General features: G+C 66.3%; 7 protein-coding genes. 2 read left to right on the forward strand and 5 right to left on the reverse strand.

Going from position 1 to position 4,704, the window contains the following annotated elements; all coding sequences use genetic code 11:
* The first annotated feature begins 330 nt into the window (after nucleotides 1-330).
* A complete protein-coding gene (locus tag MKK69_RS24995; RefSeq protein WP_243972402.1) occupies nucleotides 331-918 on the forward strand; it encodes a hypothetical protein in 588 nt (195 codons plus the stop codon).
* Nucleotides 919-1,018: 100 nt separating this feature from the next.
* Here the strand turns inward: MKK69_RS24995 and MKK69_RS31105 are convergent, their stop codons facing one another.
* From MKK69_RS31105 to MKK69_RS25015, 5 genes are all read right to left on the reverse strand, one after another.
* Complete coding sequence (locus MKK69_RS31105) at nucleotides 1,019-1,150, reverse strand: hypothetical protein (protein WP_279598609.1); 132 nt, start codon at nucleotides 1,148-1,150, stop codon at nucleotides 1,019-1,021.
* Complete coding sequence (locus MKK69_RS25000; protein ID WP_279598608.1) at nucleotides 1,137-1,724, reverse strand: chemotaxis protein CheB; 588 nt, start codon at nucleotides 1,722-1,724, stop codon at nucleotides 1,137-1,139. Before MKK69_RS25000 ends, MKK69_RS31105 begins: the two co-directional genes overlap by 14 nt.
* Nucleotides 1,725-1,967: 243 nt before the next feature.
* Entirely contained in the window at nucleotides 1,968-2,246 is a 279-nt protein-coding gene (locus tag MKK69_RS25005; protein ID WP_243972407.1) for a hypothetical protein, read from the reverse strand.
* A 14-nt stretch (nucleotides 2,247-2,260) separates the two neighbouring features.
* Nucleotides 2,261-2,668, reverse strand: coding sequence for a hypothetical protein (locus MKK69_RS25010; RefSeq protein WP_243972408.1), 408 nt, complete (start codon nucleotides 2,666-2,668; stop codon nucleotides 2,261-2,263).
* Between the two features lie 85 nt (nucleotides 2,669-2,753).
* The gene (locus MKK69_RS25015; protein ID WP_243972410.1) at nucleotides 2,754-4,127 is read right to left on the reverse strand and encodes a hypothetical protein; all 1,374 of its coding nucleotides are present in this window, start codon (nucleotides 4,125-4,127) and stop codon (nucleotides 2,754-2,756) included.
* Nucleotides 4,128-4,288: 161 nt separating this feature from the next.
* Here MKK69_RS25015 and MKK69_RS25020 point away from each other — a divergent pair, with 161 nt between their 5' ends.
* A complete protein-coding gene (locus MKK69_RS25020) occupies nucleotides 4,289-4,549 on the forward strand; it encodes a hypothetical protein (RefSeq protein WP_243972412.1) in 261 nt (86 codons plus the stop codon).
* The last annotated feature ends 155 nt before the right edge of the window (nucleotides 4,550-4,704 follow it).

A 4,704-nucleotide genomic window follows, 5' to 3' on the forward strand; every position in this document is an offset into this window, starting at 1 on the left:
CTCACCGGTTTGGCCATGATGGTGGCAAGCCCAGGCAGTTCTTCGATCCACTCGGCAAGCCTGTGATGTGAGAAAGGGTTGGGACGGCATGTCGGCTTCGGCCCATGTGCCGCCCGAAAGCGGACGGGCCGTTTCCCACCCTCAGCAGACCTAGGCATCACGCCCGCTCTAGCAGGTCGAGCAGCGTCACGCCGGCCGCCGCGATGACGTTGCCGCGGCCGCCCCCGAACTGTGCTCGGATCGGTCCCCTACAGGTTACCGATGTTGGGAGCTCCGGCGGAACGGAAATGCCGAGCTTCGGATTGATCGCTCCAAATTCGGGAGCCTGTTTTGAGATCTACCATCCTTGTGCTCCTTGGGCTGTCGCTCCTGGCCTGCCCGCAAAGCCTCAAAGCGCAGGGCGCCACAGATGAGGTGGCGTCCACCACCATCGAGGCGGACGCCCCCCGCCCCGGGCCGCCTCCGCCGCTTCCAGATCTGTCTGATCCCAACGGCCGAGCGGCCGAAGCCCTCAACGAGCCCGGGGAGCGCTCCGGCATCCCGAAGGCGCTGCGGTCGTCAGCCTCCAAGGCGGGTGGTCCGGCCAACGACCTCAATCCAAGCGGGCAAGCAGAGGCGCCGGCTTCGCTCAAGGGCGATCTCGGCAAGGTCGTGACCGGCAAGGAACTGTTCCACAGCAACTACTGCGGGAAAGGGCAGCGCGGCGAGGGATTGCCGCCCATCGACGCTCTCGATGCCGCCTGCATGCACCACGATGCCTGCTACGACACCGCCGGCTATAGCTCGTGTGCCTGCGACGCGGTACTCAGGCGAGAGGCGGGGGCCATCTCGGACGATCCGGATGCACCACTGGAGACGCGGCGTAGGGCCCTCAGCGTAACGGAGGCGACTACGGCAATGGATTGCCGCAGACCCTGATGTTTTCGTGGCTGCCGCATGAGCGGGACGAGTGCCAAGCTGAATGTCGGATTTCGGGCTGAAACCCAATGGCAGCTCACCACCTAGAGCAACTTCGACTTTACGCCCGCTCCAGCAGGTCGACGAGGAAGGAATGGGCCGCCGCGATGACGTTCTCGCGGACGCTCCAGCGCCGGGTCTCCATCTTGATCACGGTCTCGAACGCGTCACTCTGAAGCTCAGCCTTTGGCAACGCTCTTGATGATGGCGGCAGCGATCACCCGCGGACTGCCGATCACATCGACCGGACCATCGTAGTTGATCGCGTTCCTGGGCATGCCGCGGTACGGCTCCGGGTCCGGCGTGAGTACCATCGTGAGGCCGCCCGCCTCATGGATTGCCGCGAGCCCGCGCGACCCATCATCAAGCGATCCGGATAAAACGATGCCGATCATGCGGCCCTGCCCGTGCCGGGCGACTGAGCGGAAGAGTAGGTCGACAGTCCGATTTCCATGTACGCGATCCGGATCATGGATTATCTCGCCTAGGCTACGCGCCGCCAGGGTGAGGTGCTGAGCAGGTTCGCCAATATAAACGGTACCCTGCTCGAATTTATCGTCCTCTTCGGCAATCACGACCGGCAGGGTACAGGCACGCTCCAGCACGGGTTTCAGATTGCTAGGCTTGTCCCAGGATCTATGCAACACAACGAGGATTACGGCCCGGATTGATAACGGAAGGGCGGCGAGCAACGCTTTGATGTCCTCTAGGCCATCGCCTCCTGAGGCACCGATAGCAACGTACCAGGGCGAAGCATTTTCCGACATCTCACTTGGATATCAACAAATCCCTCTGGCAGTCACGCTCAAACGCCGAGGTTCGGATCACGACATCAATTGAAAAGCTTCTTGCCACCCACATTGCGCTGCATCACGCCCGCTCAAGCAGGTCGAGGATCAGGGTGCCAGCTGCTGCGAGGACGTTGTCACGCCCGTGCCGGGGTAAGCTATCGACCACCGGCAACGGCTCAGCCAACACCCCGCCCGCCGAGCGATCTGGTGTAGCCGACCTCACGCAGCAGTGTCCCTCTCTCGAACCTCAAGCGCATCGCCGGTATCTGCGGGCGTGCGCGCTTCAATCTTCTGTTCAATCCAAGACCGCGCAGCCTCTTCAGTCACGACATCTGCGTATCGGTCGTATCGCAGCGGCCATCCCAGACTCGGGCGATAGGTACAGGCCCTAAACCCTCCCTGCTGCAGTGGGCTTATGGATCCAACCGGGATGCCATCCTCGCCGATGTAGTCGACCCAGTCCTGATTGCGATGCTGGATCCAGCGAAGATCAGGCATCCAGTCTTTCTCCCTCACCGCACCCGCGCAAGATTGAGCAGGACTACGCCAGCAGCAGCTATGACATTCCCGCGGCCCTGCCAGGGCAAAGCGATCTCCCTTGACGATGGTTCTGCCGCCACCTCCGACAGAACGTCCTCGGGCGCCTCAACCTCGCGGTCCTGATCCCCGCCGCGTATGTAGACGACTTGGCTGCCGGTGGCGTTCTCTGGCGCCGCCAGGGACGGCTCGTCGTCCCCGCCGTCCTCGGTGTCTGGATCCCCGTCCATGCGGTCGAGCACGGCGATGATCCGGTCTGCCGCGTCGAGGGCGATCTGTGCCGCCTCCTCCAGGCTGGCGCGGAGTGCGGGTCCGGTCAGCGGCTCCGGGATCTCCGGAGCGGCCGGTTTCGGACGCGGGGTGAAGGTCAGGACATCGCCCATGGTGATGGTCTCGGGTCACGATGAGGGGGAAGCCCGGCGGGATCCGGCCGGGGCGGTACGCACGGCGACAGGAAGGGGCAGGCGGTCAGCCGCCCCACGCCTTGGCGATCTCGGCCCGCAGCTCGGGGGCGTTGTGAAGGCCGCCCTCACAAAGCAGCTCGTACCGGATCAGCGCCTCAAGCCGGCGATTGCGCTCGGTGTCGGTGAGAGGCGTCCGCTCCTGCATTTCCTTGGCGATGCGGTCGCGGATCCACGCCGCTCGGTTCTGTTCGCGGTCGATCAAACGCCCGGCGGCGTTCGGGACGCGGAAGGAGCTGTTTGGGCTCTCCTCAAGCCATGGCTCCCCATCCAAACTGAGCCAGTCGTCAGCCGCTTTGACGAAGCTTTCAAAAAGGTTTGCGAGCTGCAGCATCGACAGCCCGGACAGGTCGACCGCGGCAGCCTGCGCCTTGGCCCACGCGCAGTCAGCCTCGAACTCCGACTGTGGCGTGGGCGTAGACGCTTCGTCCTCTCCGATCGGCTGGCCCTTCCAATCGACGCCGGCCAGCGTGCAGCATGCCTCAATCAGCGCCCGGGCGGCCTGCTCCGTCAGGTCCTCGTCTTCCCCAAGGTGACTGTCGCGCTCGTACTGGCCCGACAAGAACACCATGACGAGGGTTGCGCGCGCCTTCACGGCGAGGCCGAGCGGCGTCCGCGCCGGCGTGCGCCAGATGGCTTTGCTGATCCGCTCCAGTTCGCTGCCGATCTCGTCAAACAGGTCGCTGGCCTCGCCGATCGCCGGCACGCTCCAGGCGGCTTCGGTGGCTCGTGTGACCGAACCTCCGTGCGCCTTGGCCCTCTCGCGTGCCTGGGCGACATGCTTCTGAGCAGCCCAATAAGCGGGTGCGGCGGCACGCCAGCGGGCATGCACGGCGTCGAGGTCCATACCGAGCACCAGGATCTCGGCATCGCCGTTCGGGGGAGCGGACTCGAACACAGCAAGGCGCAGCTCGCGGCGGACGCGGTTGCGCTTCGCTTCCGTGGCGTCTGGCCCGACCTTGCGGGCGTACTCGGCCAGCGCGATCCGGTGCAGGCGCTCCAGCTCCAGGCGTAAGCCCTCCCGGACGATGACGAAGCACTGCGGGTCATCCGCTGGGTAGGCCATGAACCCCGGCGGTGAGCTGTGCCAGTCGGTCGGATCGGCCGGTGGCGTCAGAGCCGTGCTGCTGGACAGATTGACGATCTCGCGCAGGACCACGCGCGTCAGCCGCCTATCGACGGTCAGATTGGCTTCGTCTTCCACCGCGTCCCCGATGGTATGCGCCATGATGTCGTGAAGCACGAGGCGCCCCACCGTACTGGCGACAACGGTCCGGCGGGTCTGGCCGGCGAGGCTGCCGTGCAGCTCGGCCGAACGCTCGTGCAGGGCGGTGGCGGGGCTACGGCGGATCAGGTTCTTGAGGGACGTGCGGAGGGACATCGCGGGATCCTCGAGGAGAGGGGCGCGGGCGACCGGCCCGCTCGGGGTGGGGGCTAGGTTCAGAGGAGGGAGGCGAGGCCGGTGAGCACCATGCCGCCGCCGATGATGGCAAAGGCGGCCAGCAGCTCGGCGCCGACGTCGAGGAAGCGGAGGCTGCGGCTGTGCGCGGTGTCCGGGCGGACCGGCTAGACCGCCCCCAACGGATCGATATCGCCCGGGACCGGCTCGTCGGGGAGGTCGCGGCTAAGGCGATCAAACGTGCGCAGGCCGAGCTCGAGCCGTGCGGGTCCGTCAACCCGGCCCGCCCGGACACCGCGCACGGCCGCAGCCTCACCTTCCCCGACGCCGGCGCCGAGCTGCTGGCCGCCTTTGCCATCATCGGCGGCGGCATGGTGCTCCCCGGCCTCGCCTCCCTCCTCTGAACCTCACCCCCACCCCTGGCGGGCCGGTCGCCCGCGCCCCTCTCCCCGAGGCTCCCGCGATGTACCTCCGACCGTCCCGCAAGAACCTGATCCGCCGTAGCCCCGCCACCGCCCTGCACGAGCGTTCGGCCGAGCTGCACGGCAGCCTCGCCGGC

The sequence above is a fragment of the Methylobacterium sp. J-026 genome (genome assembly GCF_022829585.1).
Classification (GTDB): domain Bacteria; phylum Pseudomonadota; class Alphaproteobacteria; order Rhizobiales; family Beijerinckiaceae; genus Methylobacterium.

Coding starts and splice junctions, on each gene's coding strand:
- MKK69_RS25000 (WP_279598608.1), bottom strand. CDS start 1,724: ATGTCGGAAAATGCTTCGCCCTGGTACGTTGCTATCGGTGCCTCAGGA.
- MKK69_RS25005 (WP_243972407.1), bottom strand. CDS start 2,246: ATGCCTGATCTTCGCTGGATCCAGCATCGCAATCAGGACTGGGTCGAC.
- MKK69_RS25010 (WP_243972408.1), bottom strand. CDS start 2,668: ATGGGCGATGTCCTGACCTTCACCCCGCGTCCGAAACCGGCCGCTCCG.
- MKK69_RS25015 (WP_243972410.1), bottom strand. CDS start 4,127: ATGTCCCTCCGCACGTCCCTCAAGAACCTGATCCGCCGTAGCCCCGCC.